Origin of the sequence: Clostridium sp. (genome assembly GCF_036569345.1) — a bacterium.
GTDB lineage: Bacteria > Bacillota > Clostridia > Clostridiales > Clostridiaceae > Clostridium_AD.
The window spans coordinates 40,084-66,292 of sequence record NZ_DATCQT010000164.1 but is presented as its reverse complement, the minus strand read 5'-3'; the positions used below and the strand labels follow the sequence as shown (position 1 = coordinate 66,292).

27 protein-coding genes and 1 pseudogene are annotated in these 26,209 nt (G+C 30.7%); 14 read left to right on the top strand and 14 right to left on the bottom strand.

Features of this window, described 5'->3' with window-relative positions; translation table 11 throughout:
- The 4 genes and pseudogenes from VIM70_RS16605 to VIM70_RS16590 all read right to left on the bottom strand — a co-directional run.
- Nucleotides 1–703: pseudogene (locus VIM70_RS16605) on the bottom strand (MBOAT family protein); the annotation flags it as partial.
- A 195-nt stretch (nt 704–898) separates the two neighbouring features.
- Nucleotides 899–2,356 carry a hypothetical protein gene (locus VIM70_RS16600; RefSeq protein ID WP_331946887.1) on the bottom strand — a complete coding sequence of 486 codons (1,458 nt, stop codon included), beginning with the start codon at nt 2,354–2,356 and terminating at the stop codon, nt 899–901.
- A gap of 11 nt (nt 2,357–2,367) precedes the next feature.
- Nucleotides 2,368–3,759 carry an MBOAT family O-acyltransferase gene (locus VIM70_RS16595; protein WP_333783851.1) on the bottom strand — a complete coding sequence of 464 codons (1,392 nt, stop codon included), beginning with the start codon at nt 3,757–3,759 and terminating at the stop codon, nt 2,368–2,370.
- 286 nt (nt 3,760–4,045) lie between these two features.
- Complete coding sequence (locus VIM70_RS16590) at nt 4,046–4,522, bottom strand: DsrE/DsrF/DrsH-like family protein (protein WP_331946885.1); 477 nt, start codon at nt 4,520–4,522, stop codon at nt 4,046–4,048.
- Nucleotides 4,523–4,677: 155 nt separating this feature from the next.
- On the opposite strand from VIM70_RS16590, the gene VIM70_RS16585 reads away from it, so the two are divergent.
- Complete coding sequence (locus VIM70_RS16585) at nt 4,678–5,043, top strand: hypothetical protein (RefSeq protein WP_331946884.1); 366 nt, start codon at nt 4,678–4,680, stop codon at nt 5,041–5,043.
- 156 nt (nt 5,044–5,199) lie between these two features.
- Here the strand turns inward: VIM70_RS16585 and VIM70_RS16580 are convergent, their stop codons facing one another.
- The 3 genes from VIM70_RS16580 to VIM70_RS16570 form a co-directional block, all read right to left on the bottom strand.
- Nucleotides 5,200–5,925, bottom strand: coding sequence for a phosphatase (locus VIM70_RS16580; protein WP_331946883.1), 726 nt, complete (start codon nt 5,923–5,925; stop codon nt 5,200–5,202).
- Between the two features lie 87 nt (nt 5,926–6,012).
- A complete protein-coding gene (locus VIM70_RS16575; RefSeq protein WP_331946882.1) occupies nt 6,013–7,035 on the bottom strand; it encodes a metal-dependent hydrolase in 1,023 nt (340 codons plus the stop codon).
- A gap of 55 nt (nt 7,036–7,090) precedes the next feature.
- A complete protein-coding gene (locus tag VIM70_RS16570; protein ID WP_331946881.1) occupies nt 7,091–7,732 on the bottom strand; it encodes a pentapeptide repeat-containing protein in 642 nt (213 codons plus the stop codon).
- 239 nt (nt 7,733–7,971) lie between these two features.
- On the opposite strand from VIM70_RS16570, the gene VIM70_RS16565 reads away from it, so the two are divergent.
- Nucleotides 7,972–8,832 (top strand): mechanosensitive ion channel family protein, encoded by an 861-nt coding sequence (locus VIM70_RS16565; protein WP_331946880.1) that lies wholly within the window; start codon nt 7,972–7,974, stop codon nt 8,830–8,832.
- A gap of 110 nt (nt 8,833–8,942) precedes the next feature.
- Entirely contained in the window at nt 8,943–9,449 is a 507-nt protein-coding gene (locus VIM70_RS16560) for a flavodoxin domain-containing protein (protein WP_331946879.1), read from the top strand.
- Here VIM70_RS16560 and VIM70_RS16555 read toward each other — a convergent pair.
- The 4 genes from VIM70_RS16555 to VIM70_RS16540 form a co-directional block, all read right to left on the bottom strand.
- Entirely contained in the window at nt 9,415–9,744 is a 330-nt protein-coding gene (locus tag VIM70_RS16555) for a hypothetical protein (protein WP_331946878.1), read from the bottom strand. The genes VIM70_RS16560 and VIM70_RS16555 overlap by 35 nt on opposite strands.
- A gap of 164 nt (nt 9,745–9,908) precedes the next feature.
- Complete coding sequence (locus VIM70_RS16550; RefSeq protein WP_331946877.1) at nt 9,909–11,744, bottom strand: extracellular solute-binding protein; 1,836 nt, start codon at nt 11,742–11,744, stop codon at nt 9,909–9,911.
- A gap of 2 nt (nt 11,745–11,746) precedes the next feature.
- Nucleotides 11,747–12,628, bottom strand: a complete 882-nt coding sequence (locus VIM70_RS16545) for an ABC transporter permease (protein WP_414648722.1) — start codon at nt 12,626–12,628, stop codon at nt 11,747–11,749.
- A 14-nt stretch (nt 12,629–12,642) separates the two neighbouring features.
- The gene (locus VIM70_RS16540) at nt 12,643–13,728 is read right to left on the bottom strand and encodes an ABC transporter ATP-binding protein (protein ID WP_331946876.1); all 1,086 of its coding nucleotides are present in this window, start codon (nt 13,726–13,728) and stop codon (nt 12,643–12,645) included.
- Between the two features lie 330 nt (nt 13,729–14,058).
- On the opposite strand from VIM70_RS16540, the gene VIM70_RS16535 reads away from it, so the two are divergent.
- From VIM70_RS16535 to aroF, 11 genes are all read left to right on the top strand, one after another.
- Nucleotides 14,059–15,330: an ATP phosphoribosyltransferase regulatory subunit gene (locus VIM70_RS16535; RefSeq protein ID WP_331946875.1), complete on the top strand. Its 1,272-nt coding sequence runs from the start codon at nt 14,059–14,061 to the stop codon at nt 15,328–15,330.
- The gene (gene hisG, locus VIM70_RS16530) at nt 15,330–15,980 is read left to right on the top strand and encodes an ATP phosphoribosyltransferase (RefSeq protein WP_331946874.1); all 651 of its coding nucleotides are present in this window, start codon (nt 15,330–15,332) and stop codon (nt 15,978–15,980) included. The genes VIM70_RS16535 and hisG overlap by 1 nt, the downstream gene beginning before the upstream one ends.
- On the top strand, nt 15,977–17,269 hold the full coding sequence (hisD, locus tag VIM70_RS16525) for a histidinol dehydrogenase (RefSeq protein ID WP_331946873.1): 1,293 nt from the start codon (nt 15,977–15,979) through the stop codon (nt 17,267–17,269). Before hisG ends, hisD begins: the two co-directional genes overlap by 4 nt.
- Nucleotides 17,269–18,309, top strand: coding sequence for a histidinol-phosphate transaminase (hisC, locus tag VIM70_RS16520; protein WP_331946872.1), 1,041 nt, complete (start codon nt 17,269–17,271; stop codon nt 18,307–18,309). Before hisD ends, hisC begins: the two co-directional genes overlap by 1 nt.
- Before the next feature lie 75 nt (nt 18,310–18,384).
- On the top strand, nt 18,385–18,975 hold the full coding sequence (gene hisB, locus VIM70_RS16515; RefSeq protein ID WP_331946871.1) for an imidazoleglycerol-phosphate dehydratase HisB: 591 nt from the start codon (nt 18,385–18,387) through the stop codon (nt 18,973–18,975).
- An 11-nt stretch (nt 18,976–18,986) separates the two neighbouring features.
- A complete protein-coding gene (gene hisH, locus VIM70_RS16510; protein WP_331946870.1) occupies nt 18,987–19,589 on the top strand; it encodes an imidazole glycerol phosphate synthase subunit HisH in 603 nt (200 codons plus the stop codon).
- Nucleotides 19,589–20,305 (top strand): 1-(5-phosphoribosyl)-5-[(5-phosphoribosylamino)methylideneamino]imidazole-4-carboxamide isomerase, encoded by a 717-nt coding sequence (gene hisA / locus VIM70_RS16505; protein ID WP_331946869.1) that lies wholly within the window; start codon nt 19,589–19,591, stop codon nt 20,303–20,305. The genes hisH and hisA overlap by 1 nt, the downstream gene beginning before the upstream one ends.
- A 2-nt stretch (nt 20,306–20,307) precedes the next feature.
- Nucleotides 20,308–21,069 (top strand): imidazole glycerol phosphate synthase subunit HisF, encoded by a 762-nt coding sequence (gene hisF, locus VIM70_RS16500; protein ID WP_331946868.1) that lies wholly within the window; start codon nt 20,308–20,310, stop codon nt 21,067–21,069.
- 19 nt (nt 21,070–21,088) lie between these two features.
- Nucleotides 21,089–21,445 carry a phosphoribosyl-AMP cyclohydrolase gene (gene hisI, locus VIM70_RS16495; RefSeq protein WP_414648723.1) on the top strand — a complete coding sequence of 119 codons (357 nt, stop codon included), beginning with the start codon at nt 21,089–21,091 and terminating at the stop codon, nt 21,443–21,445.
- Between the two features lie 82 nt (nt 21,446–21,527).
- A complete protein-coding gene (hisE, locus tag VIM70_RS16490) occupies nt 21,528–21,851 on the top strand; it encodes a phosphoribosyl-ATP diphosphatase (RefSeq protein ID WP_331946867.1) in 324 nt (107 codons plus the stop codon).
- 435 nt (nt 21,852–22,286) lie between these two features.
- The gene (aroF, locus tag VIM70_RS16485; RefSeq protein ID WP_331946866.1) at nt 22,287–23,300 is read left to right on the top strand and encodes a 3-deoxy-7-phosphoheptulonate synthase; all 1,014 of its coding nucleotides are present in this window, start codon (nt 22,287–22,289) and stop codon (nt 23,298–23,300) included.
- A gap of 100 nt (nt 23,301–23,400) precedes the next feature.
- Here aroF and VIM70_RS16480 read toward each other — a convergent pair whose 3' ends face one another.
- From VIM70_RS16480 to VIM70_RS16470, 3 genes are all read right to left on the bottom strand, one after another.
- Entirely contained in the window at nt 23,401–24,108 is a 708-nt protein-coding gene (locus VIM70_RS16480) for an MIP/aquaporin family protein (RefSeq protein WP_331946865.1), read from the bottom strand.
- 99 nt (nt 24,109–24,207) lie between these two features.
- Nucleotides 24,208–25,701, bottom strand: coding sequence for a glycerol kinase GlpK (glpK, locus tag VIM70_RS16475; protein ID WP_331946864.1), 1,494 nt, complete (start codon nt 25,699–25,701; stop codon nt 24,208–24,210).
- 139 nt (nt 25,702–25,840) lie between these two features.
- Entirely contained in the window at nt 25,841–26,206 is a 366-nt protein-coding gene (locus tag VIM70_RS16470) for a DUF1667 domain-containing protein (RefSeq protein WP_331946863.1), read from the bottom strand.
- Nucleotides 26,207–26,209: the final 3 nt, after the last annotated feature.

Below are 26,209 nucleotides of genomic sequence, written 5' to 3'. Positions count from 1 at the left end.
CAAAACCTTTATAATTGTTTGGGTTTGTGTAGACAGTTTTAACTATAATAGCTAATCTATCTGCTATTACTATTTTTACCATTACACCCCATAACATTAATAATAGACCATTTTTAACCCTATCATAGTTAAAAAAATGCTTTTCGTTAAACTGATGTAACATATTCTTTGATTTTTCAATTGGACCAGCTACAACTTGAGGAAAGAATGAAACAAACAGTGCATATTTACCTAAATTTTTCTCGGCTGCAACATCTTTTCTATAAACATCCATAGTATAGCTTAGGGATTGAAGGGTATAAAAAGATATCCCTAAGGGTAACAAATATTTAAAAGCTGGCATATGAATTGAAATGTTAAATAAATTTAGTATACGCGTTAAACTATCATTAAAAAAATTATAATATTTAAATAAAAATAAGATACCTAAGTTACTAGAAAAGCTTGCAAGTACCAATAACTTCTTTAATTTTGTAGATTTTTTTTTATTATTTATTTTATCTGCATTTTCAATTAATAATCCGCTTAAATATGTAATAATAGTAGAGGTTGCTATTAACAGGGCATATTTGGGATTAACAGTCGTATAAAAGAAATAACTACATATTAAAAGCCAAGCCCATTGAAATTTATAAGGAATGATAAAATAAAAAATTGAAATTACTAAAAAAAACAATAAAAAACTTAATGAGATAAATTGCATCTATAGACCTTCTTTCCGTTGTAAAACGATAATTATAGACATAATTATACAAATTATATCTGCAATTTATTATAACCGAAAATGTATTATAATTACAAGGCTATTATAATAACATATAATAATTTAATTATAAAATAGAAGGGCAAGTACAGAATTTCTGAACTTGCCCTTCTATAAACAATACCAATAAAATTGTTATCTTTTAATTGTATTATTGGTATCTAGATAAATATTATCTATAACTTTTTTTAATAGTTTATCATAAACCACAATATTTGTCCCATTTTGTTTATTTATAGATTCGACTCCATTTAAAATAATACTTGGCATAGCGTTATCATCACTGCTAGTTGAGACCTGCAAATTAATATCTTTATCAAATTTAAATGTCTTTGATAATTTAGAACTGCTAAGCGTTTCAGATTGTACTTTATTATCATTGATAACCGCTAGGTAATTAGACCCGACATTATTCTTAGAATCAAGTTTTAATCCAAATTGAGATAATGAAGATTTTAAAGCTGTATTTTCTAAAATCTTATCATCATTAGAACTAGCAACTATAATGTAATCTTTATTATTTATTAAGGTAGTATATTTTTTAAAATCAGTTTCACTAGTAATGTCAATGGCTGCTTCGGCGTGAGAATTAAGAATATAATCAGAATTCCAATTTGCATAATTTGGATCATTACGATGATCTATTAATTTATAATTTTCTATTAGATATTCACCAAAATTTAATGAAACTTTATTAGCGCCATTAATATTCAAGTGTCCTATATTAACCATATCTGTCTTAAAATTAAACTCCAATTCATCTAGCATTTTGTTATAATTGATGAAGGGTATGTTATTGGCTTTAGAAATCGCTGCTACCTTGTTAAACATCTTTGCAGGTTCGGTCGTCCAAAATTTTGAACCAGATGTTTGATTATAATCATGAGGAGCATTGGTGAAAATTAATTTGAAGCTTTCCTTTTTAGATAAATCAATAATTTTATTCAAATATTCTTCTGTCTTAGGTGGAAGGTTCGCCTTGTCTGTCGTTGAAGAATTTGAAGTGTTTTCTTTTCCATATAAATCATGACTAGCACCAAATCCTTTTTTATAGTAAATCTCTGAGGTATCAAAAGTATAATCTCTTTCTGTTAACTCTTTCCAGCGATCATGGTATTTAAAAATAGGGAAAAGATAGTTGATCCATTGTTTTTTCGGTGTGCAGTTAATAATAGCATCTACTTTATTTAAGGAAAATTTAATGTTGTCTAAAGCAGTTCTTATATAACCCTCATTACCAAATTTATCAGTTGAACCTAAATAATATAAATCCACTACCACAATTGGATTTTTATGCTTTTTCAAGATTTCTTTAAGCAAATAATATGTCACATCTATTGGTTGACCTCCAGTGGAATAGTCAAAGCTTGTTATTCCATATTGCTTCCATAATGTATTAGGATTTATTAGTGCATCCATATGGCTTGACCCCAATAATACAACATCGAACGCATCTCCTGTATTAGTATATAATCCCTCTGTTAGTTTAGCGCGATGATTTGTTTTTATAACAAAAAGAGAGTTAAGAGTTACAATTATAAGAAATAGTACAATAATAAAAATAGACCCTTTTATAAACGCCTTTTTAACCATGTGGTGTCCTCCTAAAATTGTGAATAAATAAATTGTTGCAAACTATATCCTGGACCGTACATTCCGAGGACAAGAATAGCTACAACTGAACCTATATATGCACCCCATCTAAAAATTATATTTTGTTTAGATAGTTGAATCCTTAGATTTTTTGTTCGACCCATTATATCTACTGTTAAAACTAAAAAAATACCAATAATTGCAACTGAAAAATCAAATGAATCGAGTCCTAATTTAAAAATAGAACCATCCAGTAGTACCCAGGGATTAAAGTAAAAAATGTTTTTAATTATTGTTATAGCATTTAGAAATGAAGTAGCTCTAAAGAATATCCAAGCAAAATCAACAAGTAGAAAAGTTATTAAAACTTGAAGCAACTTAAAACTAAATATTTCTGTTTTAATTTTAAAAGTTTTTATGATATTTACTTTGGCAGGTTTAAGAAAATACGCCGAAATCTGATAAAGCCCGTGAAGACCGCCCCATATAACAAAAGTAGATGTAGCGCCATGCCATAACCCACTTACTAAGAAAATAATCATGATGTTACAATATGTTATTAATTTACCACGTCTATTTCCCCCTAAAGGGAAGTATACGTAATCCTTAAACCAGCTAGTAAGTGAGATGTGCCAACAACTCCAAAATTCTTTTATTGATTTTGATAAGTAGGGTTGACGAAAATTATTAGTTACTTTAAAACCTAAAACCTCGGCTGCACCTCTTGCTATGTTTGAATAAGACAAGAAATCACAGTAAATTTGAAAAGTAAAAAACAACGTAGCTATTGTGGTTGCAAAACCTTTATAATTGTTTGGGTTTGTGTAGACAGTTTTAACTATAATAGCTAATCTATCTGCTATTACTATTTTTACCATTACACCCCATAACATTAATAATAGACCATTTTTAATTCTATCATAATTGAAAAAATGCTTTTCGTTAAACTGATGTAACATATTCTTTGATTTTTCAATTGGACCAGCAACAACTTGCGGAAAAAATGAAACAAACAGTGCATATTTACCTAAATTTTTCTCGGCTGAAACATCTTTTCTATAAACATCCATAGTATAGCTTAGGGCTTGAAGAGTATAAAAAGATATCCCTAAGGGTAATAAATATTTAGAAAAGGGCATATGAATTGAAATGCTAAATAAATTTAGTATTCGTGTTAGACTATCATTGAAAAAATTATAATATTTAAATAAAAATAAGATACCTAAATTACTAGAAAAACTTGCAAATACATATAATTTTTTTAATCTGGTAGCATTTTTTTTATTACTTATTTTATTTGCATTTTCAATTAATAATCCACTTAAATATGTAATAATAGTGGATGTAGCTATTAGTATTGCATATTTAGGGTTCACAATCATATAAAAGAAATAACTGGACATTAAAAGCCAAACCCATTGAAATTTAAAAGGAATTACAAAATAAAAAGTACAAACAAATAAAAAAAACATTAAAAAACTTAATGAAATAAATTGCATCTAAAGACCTTCTTTCCGTTCTGAAACGATAATTATAGACACAATCCAACAAATTATACCTACTAAAGTTATTATAACCGAAAATGTATTATAACTACAAGTGTAATATAATAACAAATATGAATAAAAAAGATAATAAAAATAATTTAGTTATAAAGTTGAAAAAAGTGCAGAAATTCTGCACTTGCACTCATATAAATAATTGAATATCCGACTCAAGAGCATCCTTTAGGTAATCCTTAGCTTCAATTACCTCAAGTTCTGGAATTAGTTCTTCTTTTTTAAACCCCATAACTTCCATTGAAAGCTTACAACCGTAGAACTTAACTCCTTTTTTTACAGCGCCTTCTAGAAATTTTGAAAGGGTTGGTGTTCCATCTTCCTTCATCATAGCTTGTAGCATTTTCTTCCCAAAACCACTAAAGTTCATGTTAGAGAGTGGTAATTCTTCTGGACCTTTTGGAGTCAAGATGCCCATAAGTCTCTCAAGTGAAGATTTATCTTCGCTTGGTTTCGCATCGGGATCTCTAAGTAAAAGTAGACCCCAAAAGGCAAAAAACATAGATACTTCCATTCCCAATTCTTTAGCTGAATTTGCTAGTATTAATCCAGCTAGTGCTTTATCATATTCGCCACTAAACATTATAAGGCTTAGTTTTTTTTCCATTATAACACCTCATTTACATTTAGTTTGTGTATATAATTTCGTATTTATTCTTTATAATTATAATTTTATTATGAGGGATTATAGAATTTTTTTATAATAATGGGAAACAATATAATTAATATTATAGGACCATTAATTATACAAGGAGGGTTATTATGAATTATTTACACAAAATAGCAAAAGGCATAAAATCTAAACAAAGAAAAAAAAAGAATGACTCAAATAAGGGTTTTGTAGTTTTCACAGTATTAGGTCTTTCAATTGGAGGTGCTATTGCGGGTTTATTTGCCAGAAGGTATTGTGATGAAATAAAGGATATTATTGTTAGCAATGCAAAAGACAGTGATTATAATGAAGATAATGAAGATAATGAAGATAATGAAGAGATAAATATAAAAAGAGAGGAAATTAAAGATACTTTGAATAGTGCACCTAATAAATCCGTAGGCGATGTTGGAGTCGCAATGGAAAAGGCAATTGAGGATTTGGAAGATGAGGAAGATAATGTGGCTATAAACTGATATTTAATTTAGTCGTTTATATTATGAAATGTTGTTATGAGTTAACAGTTAAATAAGATATTAAAAGCAAAGGAGCTTGACTGCAAAACTGTCAAGCTCTTTAAATAACAAATAAAATTACAACATCAACTTTATTTATCATTGCTTTTAGTTACTTTATAATATGTTTTTATTTTTTTCTTTGAGAAAGGTCATTAATCTTTCTTTATTTAAATTAATAATAAGTTCTTCAGGCATGTTTATCTCTTTAAGCATTTTTTCTGCAACACTAAAATTCCCTATAGAATAGCAGAAATGAGCATCACTGTTTACAATAATTTGTGCTCCAAGTTCTTTGCACAGTTGTGCTATTTTATTGCAATTTTTGTCGCTTCCTTTTCTTGAACTTACGAGAGAACTATTATTTATTTCTATTAATATATTTTTTTCTTTTGCTTTTTTAATTATCGCTTCCTCATATATAGGAAATCTAGGATTTCCTATATGCCCCAAAATATTAACATTAGGATTATCCATAGCTTTCAAAATAGTAACTGTATTTAAGTCGACACTATTTCCACCTTTCATTATAGGCTCATGCATACTAACAATCATAATATCAAGACCTTTTTGGATCTCTTCTGGAATATCGAGATTACCTTCGTAATCAATTATATTTGCTTCACATCCGTAAAGCATTTTAACTCCGAACAATTCTCTTGGAAGTACTTTGAAATTTCCAAAATGCCAAAGATCGGGAGCACCAGGCATTTTAGGGCCATGATCTGTAACTCCTAATATACCAAGACCTATCTCACTAGCATACTTTGCATTTTCCATTAAAGTACTATATGCATGGCTACTAATTATAGTATGGGTATGTAAATCAGCAACAAAATTCATAAAATCTCTCCTTTTATTTTTACATTTGTATATCTTTAATTGTATACCAAAATTGATGTCTATGCTTAAAATGATATTGTTTTTTATTTAGATTACCTTGAATTGTCCACCATAAACATTGAAACCTATTACAGCTACTATAAGTAATACTATAATATAAATTACTTCAAATAAATTACCCATATCAGAGCCTGTGGTAATGAAAGGTGGGAATTTAAGTTTAAATTTACCTATTTTTTCTAATATATAAACAAATTTATTATGGATACCTAACTTTTTTAATAACTTCGTTATAAACCTTGGCATTGAAAGTACTGGCACTCCCTCTTTTGTAAATATATCAGCCCAATAAATATGACTTATATATCCAACAAAAAAACACCCTGTTAAATATTCATAGCCTAAGTTGTTAAATACATATGAGGCTGAAATTGTAAAAATTATAACTCCTTCTATTGAATGTAAAAATGTTCTATGGGGGAATATTGCTATACAAATTAACAAGATACAAATAATATAAATAAAAATATCATTTAAATTAGTAAAATTATAAATTGCTAAAATTACGCTGCAACCAGTATAAGTTAAAAACATGGTTAATCCTTTGAAATTATTTGAACTCTTATTTATTTCAAAAGATATTTTCTTATAAATTAAACCAATGAGTGGAATTCTTTTATAATTCCGCTCATTAGTTAATGCCAAAACTATAAAAATAAAAGAAATAAAATATAGATATATATCTGCATATCTACCTATATATTTTATCTTTGCTAATTGAACTATAATTGGTTTTGAATACCATAATATTAGTGCACAGGATCCAAAAGACAACACTAATCTCAGAAATAATTTTATGAATTTTTCTATGTCATTTATTATTTTATTACTTGTAGATGTAAGCGGATTCATGTGATTTATCCTACTATTTCGACTGTCAGCATCAACTAGCAGTCCTGCTAAAGATGCAGTTCCAAGACCTACAAGGCTTATTCCCATTGGAACATGTATGTAGTTATTATTGAATATTATCATTGAATTAATTGTAGGCATCGTTGCTACAATTGCATATGATAACATTGCTATCTTTTGATGTGATCGCCCATTCATCTTATGTACTCCTTATATGCTTTAATGTCATTTTTTAAATTGTAAACAAATCTAATTACATATTATTTTTTAAAAATTTAATAATATAACTTAATGTATAAAATTCACAATTCAGTTCATCTTTAAGCATATTTAATCCTTTAATTAATGTTTCTTCATTAAAATTCTCTAGTAATACCATTAAATTTATTAAGTTAATGCCACCATCTTTTGTATCAAGGACCCTTGCAGCTTTTACATATTTGTTTTTCATTACATTGAGAACTGCTATTTTAAGCTCTTCACTAATTTCAAATAAAGGCATTTCATTGAAAATCTTAATTCCTGAACTTTTAATATCAAAATTAATTGCTTTTGTAACGTCAGTTGATAAAAATATAGTGTTTTTAAATTCTGCATCTTTGAAATTGGCTCCATCTAAATTCACAGAATCAAATATAGCATTTTCAAATATAGCATTTTCAAAATCACTGTCTTTCAAATTTGTTCCAATGAATTCTGCCCATTTAAAAGTGCATTCAAAAAAAACGCATGATTTAAAATGAGCCCCTCTAAAATTAACATAATTAAAATTTGAACTAGAAAAATCACTATTATAACAATTGCTTCTCTCAAGATTTTTATACATAAAATTTTTACCTATTTTCTCTATATTGTTATATACAAAATTACCTTTAACACTTCTATTCTTAGCCATTTTTACCTCCATGACAAAATTTATTTGCCTTTTTTATATTGTTTTTTCAAAAAAAACCCCTAACCAATTTTGAAAAGTGGCTAGAAGTTTTTATATTCCACCCTAAATATTATACACAATTTTAGTTAAAGTCAATGTTTTATTAAAAAATTGTCTTATTAGTAAATTGGTTAATAGTCTATTTTACATATTCTAATACATATACATAATTAGAATCAATATAAAGGAGCAAAAGGATAGTGGCAAATTTTTTGTTAGAGCTAGGCTTACAGTTTGACACTGTTAGTGTTCTTATAAGAATAATTATAACCTTATTTTTAATTATTATATTTCATTTATTAAAGAAAAGTATTTGTTTATTTGTTAATAAATCCAATTTTGATTCAAATGATATAATAAAATATAAAAAAATATCGTCACAATCCATAAATATTTTATTGGTTATAGTGATTATACCAATATGGATGAATGAGTCCAAGGATATACTTACATTTTTAGGGATTTTATCAGCTGGACTAGCATTTGCATTTCGTGATGTTGTAGCAAATTTTTTGGGATGGTTAATAATTATCACCCAAAAGCCATTTCAAATTGGTGATAGAATAAAACTTGGGAAAAGTATTGGTGACGTAATAGCCATGGACTGGTTTTACACTACTATAATTGAGGTTATAGTAAATGACGACAAGACTTACGGACAAAGCACTGGAAGAATTATTTATATACCAAATATTAAAGTTCTTACTGAAGAACTCATAAATGAAACAAATTCTTTTCCTTTTACTTGGGACGAGCTTGAAATAAACCTTACACTTAAAAGTAATTGGAAAAAAGCTAAAGATATATTAATATCTATTGCTAATAATAAAGTAGGAGATATTGAAGGGGAGGCAAAAGAGGCACTAAAAATCGCATCAAAAACCCTTCCAATTTATTACGAAAATCTTTCTCATACAATATATACATCAATGGAACCTGGAAGGGTATGTTTAAACTTAAGGTTTATTTGTAAGGCGAGAAATTTTAGAAACTTAAAGCATTCCCTAGTGGAAGAAATTTTAGATGAATTTTCTAAACATGAAGATATCGAATTATTATAACCAAAGTCAGCTGTATTAAAGATCTAATGACCTTTAATACAATTATTTCTTTGATTAATAAACCCTTTATTGATATAATGGTATTGATTTACAAAAGGAGTGGGAAATTTATGAAAACACTTATAGTTTATGGGTCTAAACATGGTTGTACAGAAAAATGTAGTAATGTTTTAAAAGGAAAACTTAATGGGGAAGTTGTAGTTGTAAACATAAAAAAGGATATATTACCTGATATGAATTCATTTGATAATATCGTGATTGGTGGGTCAATATATGCAGGGAGAATTCAAAAGAATATAACAGAATTTTGCTTAAAAAATGTTGATTTATTAAGAAATAAAAAAATAGGTCTTTTTGTATGTTGCATGAGTGAAGGTGACAAGGCAATAACACAGTTAGACAGTTGTTTTTCTAATGAATTAATTTCTGTGGCTACAGTTAAAGAACATCTTGGAGGAGGTTTCATTTTTAGTAAAATGAATTTTTTTGAAAAATTTATAATTAAGATGGTATCTAAAAAAGAAAATAAAGGATCTAAAATAGATGTTAATAAAGATATTTTGAATATAAGTGAAGAGAATATTAATAGGTTTGCACAATTAATGAATAACAAATAGCATTTTGTGTATAAGTCAATCTGTCTATAAGAGGTGAAAGTACGTATCTATCAAATAGAATTTTTGAACCCTCTGGGTTACTTTTAATTGTTATGGAACTTTGTATTTGAATCATCAAAGGATTAAGAATATCACGATTAATAATATTTTTATCTACTAAACCATCAATATAAATAATAGCGCCTTGTATTGATGGATTTTTACCAATTGATATCTTCTTAACTTTAGTGGGAGCTGATGGTCCTAAGGCATTTATAATATTATTTATTTTAGTATCAATACTTTCAGTTTTCATATATATCACCTTTACATTATATTTTTAAATATAATGTGAAGGTGATAGTGTATCCCTTGAGGAAAATTATATGTAAACATTGATGAATAGTTAAAGGAATTTTAACCAAATAAAGTGGCTAAGATTTTTTATAATCTTAGCCACTTTATTTGGTCCAATACACCTTATTTAACTTCAGTCCATATCTTATCTAGATCTGTTACTGAGTTTCCTATATCCCTTAAGTACTCACCTTTTTTTACTGCTTCTTCTGGTGGGTAAACTGCTTTATCATCAAGTATTTTTTTATCTATATATTTGTAAGCTGAAGTATTAGGATTTCCATAAGGGAAACTTTGAGAAATTTCTGCACTTATTTCTGGATCCATTATAAAATTCATAAAAAGTTCGGCTGCTTTAATATTTTTTGCGGCTTTCGGAATTACAAAGTTATCTTGTTGAAGGAATAGACCCTCACTAGGTATTACATATTTTATATTTGGATTTTCACGACTAGCCAAACTTCCCTCTGCTCCCCAGGCAAATATTGCTTTCGCCTCTCCGTTTATAAGACTGGTTTTTGGACTATCACTATCATAAGATTTAATGTTAGGCTGAAGCTTTATTAATGCTTCTTTTGCCTTTTGAAGGGCTTCTGGACTAGTTTCATTTAGAGAATAGCCAAGCATCTTAAGTGTCATACCAATTATAACTCTTTCATCATCTAGGACGGTTAGAGAGTTTTTAAACTCTGGTTTCCATAGGTCTTTGTAACCCTTTATTGTGCCTTCAGGAATTTTTGAACTATCATAGGATATTATGCCTGCAAGCCACATGTAGGGGGTACTGTACTTATTTCCTTTATCAAAGGGTAGGTTTAAAAACTGTGGTCCAATATTTTTAAGATTTGTTAGACTTTCTTTATTTATTTGCTGAATGAGGCCTTGTTTACTTAATACCTCAACCATAAAATCACTTGCAACTGTTAGATCATAATTTCCACCACCTGCCATAAGCTTTGCCAGCATTTCCTCGTTAGAAGAAAAGGTACTATAGTTTACTTTAATATTATATGTTTGTTCAAATTTATCTATAACAGATTGCGGTAGATATTCAGACCAATTAAAAACATTTAAAACTTCCTTAGGTGCTACATTGTTTTTAGTATAAGTATATATACCACCACCAATACTTGCCACCACAAGGAAAATTGATGTTAGTATTATTACAATCTTCTTCATATTTATATTCACATTTCGAATTATAAGTGCAAAACTCAATACTACAACAGTTAAAAGTATTATCAAAGTTGAAAGAGCGTTAATTTCAGGGGTAACACCGAACTTTACCATGGAAAAAACTTTAAGAGGCAAAGTTACGCTACCAGGACCCGCAACAAAAAAACTAATTATTACATCATCAAGTGATAATGTAAAGGCTAGTAGTGCACCTGCGATAACGCCTGGCATTATAATTGGAAGTGTTACATAAAAAAATGTTTTTAACGATGTTGCTCCGAGATCCATTGCTACCTCTTCAACGGATTTATCAAAGCCGTCAAGTCTAGTTTTTACTACTGCAACAACGTACGCTATACTGAAAGTTACATGAGCAATAATTAAAGATACCTTTCCTAAAGGAATCTTTACAATAGAAAAGAAGGCAAGCAATGATATACCCATAACTATTTCAGGAATAACTAGAGGAACATATAAAATTGTGTCAACTATTCTTTTTCCTTTAAATTTATATCTATACATTCCAATAGCTGCTAAAGTTCCTATAATTACTGAAATAATTGTACTTATTGTAGCGATAATAAAGGAATTTTTAACCGCATCTAAAATTCCAGCATTATGGAGAAGGCTTTGGTACCATTTAAAGGTAAAACCTGTCCATACTACATTTAATTTTGATTGATTAAAGGAAAAGGCTATAAGTACCATAATTGGTATATATAAAAACATGAATATTAAAAGTAAATATAGAAATTTCATTAAGTTTGTTTTTTTGATTTTCATATTCATAACATCCCCTTAGTTCCAGGTGTCCTTGAGTTAAAGGTAATAACTGATAACATAACAATTATTAATACAACGGATATAGCCGAACCGAAGGGCCAATCTCTTGCAGTTAAGAATTGATTTTTAATAAGATTACTCATAAGAATTACTTTACTACCTCCCATAAGGTCAGTTACAAAGAAAAGACCTAAGGTAGGAATAAATACTAGAATACAACCTGATATAATTCCACCCTTTGTAAGCGGAAGGGTAACTTTTAAAAATCTATTAATTGGTCCTGCGCCCAGGTCTGAAGCAGCATCTAGTATTCTCTTATCTAGTTTTTCTAAAGAGGTATAAAGTGGAAGTACCATAAATGGAAACATCATATATAACATACCAATCATAACAGCTGTATTGTTATACATTAAATGGAGGGGTATATTTATTATATGCAAGTGTAGTAGCAGCGTATTTATTATTCCTTCTGTTCGAAGTAACACTATCATTGCATAGGTTCTAACCAAAGAGTTAGTCCAAAATGGGAGTATTATAAGTAAAAGTAAGAATGGTTTATATTTTTTAGGTGATGTAGCGATTATAAATGCAAATGGATATCCTATTATTAAACAGAGAGCGGTGGTATATATAGCAATTAAAATTGATTTAATAAAAATATCAATATAAAGAGGATTTAAAAGATTTATATAGTTAGATAGAGTAAATTTATATACTATATTTCCAACCTCTCCTCTTGTAGAAAAACTAACTACAACTATAAATATAAGGGGTATAACAAAAAACACAACCATCCATAGTAGAGCAGGCATAATTGTTGTCAAATATTTTAGAACAGATGTTAAATATTTTGTAATGGGATTTTTTGATTTTTTAGTTTTCATTTATTCCGCCACCTTTATGCTTTAATAACTATAGTGTGATTTGGATTCCAGGTTACGAAATAATTTTTAATTTCATCTGAAAATATAAAATTTTGTCCAATGGGTTCATTAACTATAATTTCCTTGCCATTTTTAAGAATCATAACAACTTTAATATTTGAACCGATGTAAATTCGTTCTTTGAATTTACACTCTAGCCAAACATCTCCTTCCTGCGGGTCTTTTTTTATTCTAATTCTCTCAGGTCTAACAGAGACTATAAATTTATCCCCTAACTTATAACTTAGGTTAGGAATTCTAATTATATCTTCTTCTTCATAAAGTTTAAGCAAAACTTCATCTTTTTTTAATTTAAATACTTCTCCCTCTAAAATGTTTGTTTCTCCTAAAAAATCAGCTACAAATTTAGTTTTAGGGTGCTCATAAAGTTCTTCTGGTGTACCAGTTTGCTCAATAATTCCCTTGTTCATAACAACAATCCTGTCTGACATTGTTAATGCCTCTTCTTGATCGTGGGTTACAAACACAAAGGTTATACCAAGAATTTTTTGAAGATGTTTAAGCTCTAATTGCATTTGTTTGCGAAGTTTTAAATCAAGTGCTCCTAGTGGTTCATCTAAAAGAAGAACCTTTGGACTGTTAACTACGGCTCTTGCTATAGCAACACGTTGCATCTGTCCACCACTCAGTTGAGAAGGCATTCTATTCTCATATCCTTCAAGTTGAACCATTTTTAACATCTCATTTATTTTATTTTTGATTTCTTTCTTTGGCATCTTTTTCATTTTAAGTCCAAAGGCGATATTATCATAAATATTCATATGAGGAAATAAGGCATAGTTTTGAAATACCGTGTTAACACTGCGAAGGTATGGTGGCTTTTCCGTAATATTTTCTCCATCAATTACAATGCAGCCACTTGTAGGTAATTCAAAACCAGCGATCATTCTTAATGTAGTGGTTTTTCCACAACCACTTGGTCCAAGTAAGGTTAAAAACTCCCCTTGCCTAATATCAAGATCTAAGTTTTTAATGATAGCCTCATCTTGATCAAAACTTTTACAAACATTTAACAATTGAACAAAAACATTTTTTGTCACACCGTAACAGCTCCTTTTTTATTATATATTTATAGTATACAATCCATATTAGAATTGTTAAAACTTATAATTATGTCTTATTTAAAAAAATTACAACTAAAAAATAATATCACAATAATTTTTAAATATCAATAATCTGAAATATATTTCCCAAAAGTTTTTTTATATGGAAGGTGTACATGATTGAGTGATATAATTTATTTATAATTAAATGATAAAATGAAGATTAACCATTGACTTTCTTAAAAAAAAATGGTAATATTTTATTATATTAACAAGTCACAACGCTAAAGCGATAAAGCAATGAAGTAAAACTGGAGGAGAGAAATTTTGAATAATTGGAAAAGACATATACCGGAAGGTTCGAGAGATATACTTTTTGAGGATTGTAATAATAAAATAAAGATTATTGATTTACTTAGGAAATTAAATATAGATGCTGGTTATTTAGAAGTGTTATCTCCAACACTGGAATTTTATGATGTGTTTCAGGGAGATGATGTATCTATAGAGCAAGAGAAAATGTATAAACTTTTTGATAGTGCAGGAAGGATATTGGTGCTAAGACCAGATATGACAATGCCTATAGCAAGAATTACCGCAACAAAGCTTAGAGATTCCGCGTTCCCCCTAAGAATTTGTTATAGTGGAAATATATTTAGAATTAATGAAAATTGGAATGGAAAGGTCAGTGAAATGACTCAATCTGGAATTGAAATAATAGGAAGTGAAAGTCCAAAGGCAGATGCAGAAGTAATTATAACTGCAATTCAGGCTCTTATTGCTATAGGTGTACAAAAATTCGAACTTGAAATTGGTCAAGCTGAGTTCTTTAAAGGTCTAATTGAGGACATAGAGCTTACAGAAGTTGAAATGGAAAAATTAAGAGGACTTGTAGAAAGCAAGAACTTTGGAACACTTCGAGAGTTTATACAGGAAAAGGAAGAGAAGTTTGGAATAAAAAATGTTGAAGCACTAAAAAAACTGCCAGAGCTATTTGGGGGCATTGAAATACTTGCAAAGGCAAGAACGCTAACTCAAAATGAAAGAGCACTTAGTGCAATAGATACTATAGAAAAGATTTATCAGAGAATAGAAAGTGTAGGCCTTGGTGAATATATTTCTATTGATTTAGGTATGGTACAGCATATTGACTATTACACAGGTATAACCTTTAGAGGGTATAGTAGTGAAGTTGGAACTACAATTATTAGTGGGGGCAGATATGATAATCTAATTTCAAAATTTGGTGTATCTATGCCAGCAGTTGGATTCGCAATTGATGTGGACAATATACTATCTGTCCTTGAAAAACAAGGCAATAGTAATGAGAAGGAAAATGAAAAAGTCATCATACATTATGAAGATTCATTAGTAGGAAGTGTATATCAATTTGCAACGCGAATTAGAGCAAAAGGCATTACTTGCGAGTTAAGCTTATTTGAAGAAAAGGAAAAGGCATTAATTTATGCAGAGCAAAAGAAGATAAATAAAATGATTTGTATACTTGAAGATGAAAATATTGAAATAATAGATATAAAAAATAAAAATAGCTTTAAGACAAGAACAGAGGAATTTATTAGAAGTTTGGGGGAATTATAATGAAAGCAATAAGAATAGCATTAACAAAAGGAAGACTAGAAAAGTATGCTATTTCAATGTTTGAGGGGATTGGGATAGATTGTACGCAGCTTAAAAACAAAGGGAGAAAATTAATTCTTAAAGATGAGAAAAATAATATAGAATTTGTACTTGTTAAATCCACAGATGTTTTGACTTATGTAGAGCATGGAGCAGCAGATATTGGAATTGTTGGTAAAGATACTTTAATGGAACAGAATAAAGAATTTTATGAAGTAGTTGATTTGAAGGTTGGAAAATGTATGTTTGCTGTGGCAGCATTACCAAGTTTTAAAAGTTATGATGGGTATAATCGTAAAAAGATAGCTACCAAATATCCATCAGTTGCAAAAGAATATTTTAAAAAAAATAATGAAGATGTTGAAATCATTAAACTTGATGGATCTGTAGAACTTGCTCCCATATTAGAGTTATCCGATGCAATTGTAGATTTGGTAGAAACAGGAGACACCCTAAAGGAAAATGGATTGATTATTATAGAAAAAATATGTGATATAAGTGCAAGAATGATAGTAAATAGAGCCAGTATGAAGATGAAAAAAGAAAACATAAGCAAACTAATATTAAAGGTACAAAAATATGTTGATGAGAATGAGGTGACATCGCTATGATAAAAATTACAGAGGCAAATAGTAATGAAGGAAAAGAATATATAGAATTTTTAAAAAAACGATCTGAAGAGGTACAAAAGGATGTAAGTATAATAGTAGACAAAATTCTAGCAGATGTAAAAACTAGAGGTGATGATGCTATAATAGAGTACACTCAAAGATTTGATAGTAAATTTGTTACGAATGAAAATATTATGGTAACAGATGTTGAAATTCAAAATGCATATAAAATGGTAGATCAGGATTTTCTGGATGCAATTACACTGGCGAAAAAAAATGTTTTAGAATTCCATGAAAAACAAAAAAGAAATGCTTGGATGATGACAAAAGAAAAGGGCGTTATTTTAGGCCAAACAGTAAGGGGACTTGATAGCGTTGGAATATATGTTCCTGGTGGAACAGCGTCTTATCCAAGCTCAGTTATTATGAATGCAATTCCAGCAAAGGTAGCAGGAGTTGAAAATCTAGTGATGGTAACTCCACCTCTTAAGGACGGAAGTGTGAATCCACATATTCTTGTCTCAGCTGATATAGCAGGTGTTGATAAAATTTATAAAGTTGGTGGAGCTCAGGCAATTGCAGGGCTTGCTTATGGAACAGAAAAGATTTCTAAAGTTGATAAAATAGTGGGACCTGGGAATATTTACGTTGCTATGGCAAAGAAAAGTGTATTTGGCTACGTTGCCATAGACATGATTGCAGGTCCAAGTGAAATTCTAATTATTGCAGATGAGCTTGCAAATGAAAAATTCATTGCTGCAGATTTAATGTCTCAAGCAGAACATGATGTTCTTGCATCCGCTATGCTTATTACAACTTCAAGGGAACTTGCGCAGAAGGTAGTGAAAGAGCTAGAAGCTCAGGTAAAAGATATGAGTAGATGCGAGATTATTAAGGAATCGTTAGAAAAATATGGAGTTATCTTAATAACCCAAAATATAAAAGAGTCTATAGATCTTGCAAATAAAATTGCACCAGAACATCTTGAAGTTATGCTACGTGACCCATTTAATTACCTAGGAGATATAAAAAATGCAGGTTCCATATTTTTGGGTGAGTATGCACCAGAACCTTTAGGTGATTATGTAGCAGGCCCAAATCATGTTCTTCCAACTAGTGGAACTGCAAAATTCTTTTCACCATTATCTGTAGATGATTTTATTAAAAAATCAAGTTATATATACTATACCAAAGAAGCTCTAGGTGAGGTTAAAAAAGAGGTTATAAAACTAACAGAAGTTGAAGGACTTTCTGCGCACGGAAATTCGATTAAAGTGAGGTTTAAATAATGATACAAGATTTTTTTAGAAAAGACTTAAGTGATTTTGAATCATATAACGCAGGTAAAACTGATTATAAAGTTAGGTTAAATGCCAATGAAAGTTTTGATAACCTAGGAGAGGCGGTTCGACGCGAAATAAGTAAGGTAATAGAAAATTCTATTTATAATAGATATCCAGATGCAGATGCCTTAGAAGTATGTGATCTTTATTCTTTATATGCAAATGTGAGAAATATAAATGTAATGGCAGGAAATGGTTCAGATGAGTGCATACAAATAATTGCACATACATTCTTAAATACTGGTGATAAGGTCGCTATGCAAAGTCCAGATTTTTCAATGTATGGTTTATATACTAAAGTTGCAGGAGGAGTTCCAATTGAATTTCCACTAAGTAAAAAATTAGAGTTAGATGTAAAAGGTTTTATTTCAATGGCTAATTGTGAAAAGGTTAAAATTGTATTTTTATCTAATCCGAATAATCCTACAGGTAATACTATTAAAAGAGAGGATATTATTAGTATTATAGAAGGATGCAAATGCATTGTAGTTATTGACGAAGCATACTTTGAATTTTATGGTGAGACCGTGGTAGATAAAATAGAAACATACCAGAATTTGATTGTACTTAGAACTTGTTCGAAAATTGGACTTGCAGCAATTAGAATTGGATTTATGATTACTAGCGGTGTTTTAATGCAAGAACTAAAAAAAGTAAAACCACCTTATAATGTAAATACAATCACGCAGAGTATAACGTCTGTTATTTTAAAGAATCCAGAAATAATAAATAACAATGTAAAAAACATAATTCATGAGCGAGCATATTTATGGGAAAAACTAAGTAATATAGATGGTTTAAAACTTTATAGAGCACAAGCAAATTTTATATTGGTAGAGGTTCCAAATGCTTTAGAGGTCAAAAAAAGACTTCTAGAAGGAAGTATAAATGTTCGAAGCTTTACTTCTGGTCCATTAAAAAATTGTTTAAGAATAACTATTGGAAGTAGACAAGAAAATGATTGTTTATTAAAAAATATTACATAAAAATCAAGGCAATATTGAAGTAGCGAAGATGATGAGTTAACATATTTTTAGTCCAAAACAAAAGGAGAGAGTTATATGATAGAGAGGAAAGCAAAAATTTCAAGAGAAAGTAATGAAACAAATATTGAGGTTAACATAAACTTAGATGGGTCCGGAAATTATGAAGGTGATACAGGTATAGGTTTCTTTGATCATATGTTAAACCTTTTTGCAAAACATGGATTACTCGATTTACAAGTTAAGGCTGTAGGAGATTTATTTGTGGATTCTCATCATACAATTGAAGATGTTGGAATAGTAATGGGAATGGCTATTAAAGAGGCACTAAAGGGTAAAGAGGGAATAAAACGGTACGGAACAAGTTTTGTACCTATGGATGAAACTTTGGCTTCAGTGTCACTAGATTTAAGTGGAAGACCTTATCTTGTATTTGATGTTGAGTTTACTGTAGATAAAATTGGTGGGTTTGATACAGAAATGGTAGAAGAGTTCTTTAGGGCCGTTGCAACAAACGGTGGAATAACACTTCACGCAAGAGTAATTTACGGAAAAAACAACCATCATATGGTGGAGGCTTTATTCAAAGCTTTAGGAAAAGCATTAAGTGAGGCTTTAACTTATGATAAAAGGATAAAAGGAGTATTATCTACAAAAGGATCTTTATAAGGAGGAAAACTATGATAGGGATAGTTGATTATGGTGTTGGAAATCTAAATAGTGTTCAAAATGCACTTAATTCTATGAATATTAAGTCCATAATATCCTCAAGCGCTGAGGAAATATCAAAATGTAGAAGCATTATTGTCCCGGGCGTTGGTGCCTTTCCAGATGCAATGGAAAATATGAAGAATTCAGGACTAGATAAGGTAATTAAAGCAGCGGCTAAGGAAGGAAAACCAATACTTGGAATATGTCTAGGGATGCAACTTTTTTTTGAAGAAAGTGATGAAGTTGAAAAATGCGAGGGACTAGGATTATTAAAAGGAAATATAATAAAACTCGAAGGCTCTATAAAAATTCCACATATGGGTTGGAATAGTTTATCATTTGAAACTCCTTCACCACTCCTAAGGGGCATAGAAGAAAACCAATATGTATATTTTGTTCACTCTTATTATGCGGTAAATTGCGAAGAGGGTATAGTAAATGCATATAGCACTTATGAGAAAAGGATACCTGCGATTGTAAGTAAAGGAAATATATTTGGTATGCAGTTTCATCCAGAGAAAAGTGGTGAGTTCGGTCAAAAATTACTTAAAAACTTTGTGGAGGTAATATAATGAAGATATTTCCAGCAATAGATTTAAAGGGTGGAAAATGTGTTAGACTTTTTCAGGGTGAATTTATGTCAGCAAAAGTTGTAGGGGAAGATCCTCTACAAACTGCCCTAAACTTTATGGACAAGGGTGCAGAATATCTACATATGGTAGATTTAGATGGAGCATTAAAAGGATCTATTGAAAATTTAAATAGTATAAACAAAATTATAAAAGATTTAAAAATCCCTATACAACTTGGCGGTGGAATTAGAAGTATAGAAACTATAGAAATGTTAATTAATAAGGGATTAAGTAGAGTAATACTTGGTACTGCAGCTTTAAACAATCCGTCACTAGTAAAAGAAGCAGTTAAAAAGTTTAGTGATAAAATTGCTATTGGTATTGACGCAAGAGATGGATTTGTAGCAGTAGAGGGTTGGCAAAAAAGCAGTAAAGTGGAATATATAGATTTTGCAAAACAAATGGAGAGTATAGGAATAAAAACTATAATTTTTACAGATATAAGTCGTGATGGAACTTTGACTGGACCTAATTTCGAAGCAACTGGGAAAATGAATGATGAAGTTACTTGTGATATTATTGCATCAGGCGGTATGAAATGCATTGAAGATATAAAAAAACTTAAGGAAATGAATATGTATGGAGCTATTATAGGGAAAGCGCTTTACAGTGGCAATATATCTCTTGAGGAAGCAATTTTAGAAGGGAGGGGTTAGTAATGCTTACTAAAAGAATCATTCCCTGTTTAGATGTAACTATGGGACGGGTAATGAAAGGAATAAACTTTATAAATTTAAAAGATGTAGGAGACCCCGTAGAAATAGCAGAGTTTTATAATAAAGAGGGGGCAGATGAAATTGTTTTTCTTGATATAACAGCTACTCATGAGGGAAGAAAAACAATGATAGATGTAATAAAAAGGACTGCTGAAAAGGTATTTATTCCACTGACTGTAGGTGGAGGAATTAAAACTATAGATGATTTTAAAGAAATTCTTAGAGCTGGAGCAGATAAGATCTCAGTAAATTCCGCTGCAATTCGAAGGCCTGATCTTATAACTGAGGCAGCAGCGAAATATGGAAGTCAATGCGTAGTGGTTGCTATAGATGGAAAAAAGAATGATGACGGATTAGGGTGGCATGTGGTTATAAATGGTGGAAGAATAAATACAGGGCTAGATGCAGTGAAGTGGGCAAAACAGGTAGAAGAGCTAGGCGCAGGTGAAATACTCTTAACCAGTATGGATGCAGATGGAACAAAAAAAGGGTATGATATAGAGTTCATAAATGCAATTACCGATATTGTAAATATTCCTGTAATTGCATCAGGTGGCTGTGGGAAAATAGAAGATTTTTATGAAGTTTTTGAAAAAAGTGGAGCGGATGCAGCACTGGCAGCTTCTTTGTTTCATTATAAAGAGCTATCAATCAAACAAGTAAAAGAGTACCTCAAAAGTGAAGGTGTAGAAATTAGGATTTAACGAAAAATAAAGAAATGTGGTGATTATTGTGGATGAAATAAATGAAATTCAATTTAATAATGGATTAGTTCCTGCAATAGTGCAGGAGGAGTGTAGTGGAGAGGTTTTGATGCTTGCATACATGAATGAAGAATCCTTTAAAAAAACTATGGAGACTAAAACAACTTGGTTCTATAGTAGATCTAGAAAAAAATTATGGAACAAAGGTGAAACATCAGGACATTTTCAATATGTGAAAAAAATAAGTTTTGATTGTGATGGAGATACAATGCTGTTGCAGGTAGAGCAAGTTGGAGCAGCTTGTCATACTGGCAATAAAAGTTGTTTTTACAGGGATATTACTAGTGATAAAAGTACAGGGGAAGAAAAAATATAGGATGCGATATGAGCTTTTGTCACATAAGAACAAACAATAACTAAAATTGCATTATAAATAAATAGAGAAGGGGAACTGTAAAATGAGCGGAAATAATATAGTAGATCAACTTTATAAAGTAATAAAAGAAAGAAAGGAAAACCCTACAAATGGTTCATACACTAGTTATCTGTTTGAAGAAGGGCTTGATAAAATCCTGAAAAAAGTAGGAGAAGAAAGTGCGGAAGTAATAATTAGTAGTAAAAACAGTGACCAGAAGGAAACTGTAGGCGAAATATCAGATTTATTTTATCACACCTTAGTACTTATGGTGGCAAAGGGAATAAAAGTAGAGGATGTTGTAGCTGAACTTGAAACAAGACGTGAAAAGATAAACAATAAAAAACAAAAGAGGGAAGAGATTTAAAACGTCTACTTTAGAAAAATGTTATACATTGACAAATAGCTTAAGTATGTTATAATATTTTAACATTAAAAAAAAATCAGATATCATTTTAAAATTTTGTGAGGTGTTCTAATGAATAACATCGTTATTAAGGGAATTACTAAAAAAGTATATTTTTTTTATTTTAGCTTGAGCTATTATTATTTTAGCATGGGTTATTATTTGTGCAAAAAAATATATAAGGATTCTTTAAATAATGAGTTAAAGAATAATACTAGGATACCAATTTATATTTCTATTTAATAGGTAAACTAAAGATACACACAAGGAAGACTCATTATAATGGGTCTTCCTTTTTTTATAATTTTTTATAATAAATTTATTTATAACAAATTAATTTAAGAATAAGTATTTTACAAAAACCGCGACAAAATAATATTTTAGGAGGAATTTTAGATGGTTATCGTAATGAAAGCAAATGCAACACAAGAACAAGTTGGTGTCATTAAGAAAAAATCAGAAAGGTTAGGTTGCGCCGTTCATATTACACAGGGAGAAAACTGCTGTATTTTAGGACTTGTTGGAGATACAAGTGCAATAAGCATAGGACAATTGGAAGCCGAAGAATGTGTTGATAAGGTTGTAAGGGTTCAAGCCCCTTATAAAAGAGCTAATAGACTTTTCCATCCTAATGATTCAATAATGAAGGTAGATGATAGGACAATTGGTGGGAAACAGTTAGCAATAATTGCAGGGCCTTGCGCAGTTGAAAGTGAAAAACAGCTAATAACTATTGCAAAAGATGTAGCGAAGGCAGGGGCTAATTTCCTAAGAGGAGGAGCTTACAAGCCACGAACTTCTCCATACAGTTTCCAAGGGATGGAGGAAGAAGGGCTAAGAATATTATTAGAAGCAAAAAAAATAACAGGGCTTCCAATTGTAACTGAAGTTATGAGCGTAGAACTGGTTGAGAAAATATCTAGTTATGCCGATGTATTACAAATTGGTGCTAGAAACATGCAAAACTTTGACCTTTTAAAGGAAGTAGGAAGATGTAATAAGACAATACTCTTAAAGAGAGGTATGAGCGCAACAATCGAAGAACTGCTTATGTCTGCAGAGTATATAATGGCTGGTGGTAATCAGAATGTAGTTTTATGTGAAAGAGGAATTAGAACCTTTGAAACTTTCACAAGAAATACTTTAGATTTAAGTGCAATTCCAGTGCTAAAAAAGCTTACTCATTTGCCTGTTATAGTAGATCCAAGTCATGCTGCGGGTAAATGGTGGTTAGTTGAACCACTTGCAAAAGCTGCTATAGCAGTTGGTGCAGATGGTCTTGAAATTGAAGTGCACTATGACCCTGCTAATGCATTTAGTGATGGACCACAATCCTTAAAGCCAGAGAAATTTGAGGCTATGATAAATGAACTAAAAGTAATTGCACAAACGCAAAATAGAACGATTTAAATGCAAAAAAACATCCAATATTTAAATATAATTGGATGTTTTTATTTTATTAAAGATAAATACTATTAATAAATTTATTTGAAACTATTGGAAATTACATTTAACCAAACATAGCAACTACTGCGAGTGCTCCCGCAATACCACCACAAATTGGAGCTATTACTGGTATCCATGCATATCCCCAATCAGAATCTCCTTTACCAGCTATCGGTAATATTGCATGAGCTATTCTTGGTCCTAAATCCCTTGCAGGGTTAATAGCATATCCAGTTGGGCCACCTAAACTTAAACCGATTACTAAAATTATAAATGCTGCAATAAGAGGACCAAATCCAGGAGCTGATTTTGTTTGAGCAACTCCTAGTAACGCAAATACTAACACAAATGTTCCTATAAATTCTGCTAAAAAGTTTGATGGAGTATGTTTAATTGCAGGTGCAGTACAGAATACAGCAAGTTTTCCTACTTTGTCATCTGTAACTGCCCAATGTGGAAAGTACATGAGCCATACTAGAATTCCACCAAATATTCCGCCGAGTATCTCAGCTACGCAATATCCAGGTACGAGTGTCCATGATAATTTACCAACCGCAGCTAGAGCTATTGTAAGTGCAGGATTAAATGAAGCTCCACTAGCTGTTCCAAAGATGTAAGCTGGAACACCAACTGCAAATGCCCAACCAAAAGCTATAACTATCCATCCAGAATCATGTCCTTTTGTCTTTGCTAAAACTACATTTGCAACTACACCATCACCAAGAAGAATGAGTAGTGCTGTTCCGAAAAATTCAGCATAATATGGTAACATAATATTTTCCCCCTATATAATTTATTTATTTAATTCAGAAGTAAAATGCTTTATGCATTCTACTTCTGCTAAATACATTTTATTTTTGTAAATTACGCTTTATTTGGTTTCCCAGTCCCTTGATCTACCAACAGCTTTATGCCATCCTTTTAAAAGTTCAACTCTCTTTTTTTCTTCCATTTTAGGTTCAAATGATCTTGAAAGTGCCCAATTTTTTGCGATTTCTTCTTCATCTTTCCAATATCCAACTGCAAGGCCAGCTAAATAGGCAGCACCAAGTGCTGTTGTTTCGATAACTTCTGGTCTATCAACTTGAACATCTAGTATATCAGATTGAAACTGCATTAAGAAGTTATTAGCACATGCACCACCATCAACCTTTAAAGCTTTAAGTGTGATACCAGAATCTTCTTGCATAGCTTTTAATACATCATTTGTCTGGTAAGCTAAGGATTCAAGTGCTGCCCTTATAAAGTGTTCCTTTTTAGTTCCACGAGTTAATCCAACAATTGTTCCTCTTGCATATGGATCCCAATATGGTGCACCAAGTCCAACGAATGCTGGTACCATATATACACCATCTGTATCTTCAACAGCAGTAGCATATTCTTCTGATTCAGGTGAATTCTTAATCATTCGAAGTTCATCTCTTAACCATTGAATAGCAGCGCCTGCAACAAATACACTTCCCTCGAGAGCGTAGTTAACTTTGCCATTAATGCCATAAGCTATAGTTGTAAGTAGACCGTTGCGTGATTCAACTGCTTTTTCGCCAGTGTTCATTAATAAGAAGCATCCAGTACCATAAGTGTTTTTAGCAGTTCCTGCTTGATAACAGGTTTGTCCAAATAATGCAGCTTGCTGATCGCCTGCTGCGCCAGCTATTGCTATTGGAGAACCAAAGATCGAATTATCAGTATAACCATAAACACAGCTTGATGGTTTAACCTGTGCAAGCATTGATTTAGGTATATCTAAAGTGTTAAGTAATTCGTCGTCCCATTTCAATTCATGTATGTTGTATAACATTGTTCTAGAAGCATTTGTATAATCTGTTACATGAACTTCTCCCTTTGTTAGTTTCCAAATTAACCATGTATCAATAGTACCAAATATTAAATTCCCTTTTTCGGCATCGATGCGAGCACCAGCAACATTATCAAGTATCCATTTTACTTTTGTACCAGAAAAATAAGCGTCAAGTATAAGACCAGTTTTATCTCTTACTACTTTATCAAAGCCTGTAGCCTTTAATTCATCACACACACCAGCTGTTCTCCTACACTGCCAAACAATTGCATTGTATACAGGAACTCCAGTATTTTTATTCCAAACAACTGTAGTTTCTCTTTGATTAGTGATACCAATTGCAGAAATATCTTGTGATGTTACACCAATTTTCGCCATAGCTTCTTGAGCTACACCTAATTGTGTAGCCCAAATTTCCATAGGATCATGCTCAACCCAACCTGGACTCGGGAATATTTGTGTGAATTCTTTTTGAGCAACACTTGCAATAAGTCCTTCTTTGTTAAATAAAATACATCTTGAACTTGTTGTTCCTTGGTCTAGTGCCATTACATACTTTGCCATTATTTGAACACTCCTTTTTCATTTTATTTGATAACGTTTACCCGGAATTCTATAGAAACACGATATTAATATTATAATATCGTGAATTCTTCTTTATTAGTTGCTCAAAGTTAATACTAACACACTGTTAGGTTAACAATTATATTAATTTAACATTTTTAGTTGCAATAATATTTACACCTGTGTTAAGCACATTTTTTAGAACCACATCCCCAATACTTATGGGAGCCTTTACTACAATGTTTTTTAATGCTCTTACACAATCATAAATCAAATCTTTTGGTATATCTTTCTCAGTTTTCACAGGAAGTACTGAAATATCTCCGCCTGTTACTAAAACTGAGGAGGTAACAACCCTTGTTGGATTAGTGCATTCCTTCTTGCCATAATTTTCACCAATCTTACAAGTATTTCCTGATACACTTATAACTTCTTTGCCCTTAAGTTCTACAACAAGAGCACAACCTATTGGACATCCTATGCACGTAAGTTCCCTTGTACTCATAAT